Annotated in this window: 1 protein-coding gene; it reads left to right on the top strand. The window is 41.4% G+C overall.

All coding sequences use genetic code 11. The features are described 5' to 3' along the window. A partial coding sequence (locus ACS604_RS18975; RefSeq protein ID WP_474772663.1) for a beta-barrel domain-containing protein occupies positions 1 to 374 on the top strand: 374 nt, incomplete at both ends.

The following is a 374-nucleotide window of genomic DNA, read 5'->3' as shown; positions in this document are numbered from 1 at the left end:
GGTCGTAGTGACAGTTTAGATCGTGCAGTGTTTAAAGCACCGGTACGTGGTGTTGTCAAAGAAATTGCGGTTACTACGCATGGTGGTGTTATTCCGCAAAACGGTAAATTGATGACCATTGTACCGATTGATGAGCAGTTGCTTATTGAGGCGCGTATTTTACCGCGTGACATTGCCTTTATTCGTCCGGGGCAAGAAGCACTGGTTAAGATTACTGCCTATGACTACTCAATTTATGGTGGTTTAAAAGGTAAGGTTACGGTTATTTCACCAGACACGATTCGTGATGAAGTGAAACAAGACCAATTCTATTATCGTGTTTATATCCGAACTGATTCTGACAAGCTTTATAATAAAGAAGGTAAGGCTTTTGG

Source organism: Acinetobacter sp. Li1LvA2 (assembly GCF_056156705.1).
Note: the sequence above shows the minus strand (reverse complement) of the source record. Positions and strands in the feature narration are given on the sequence as shown.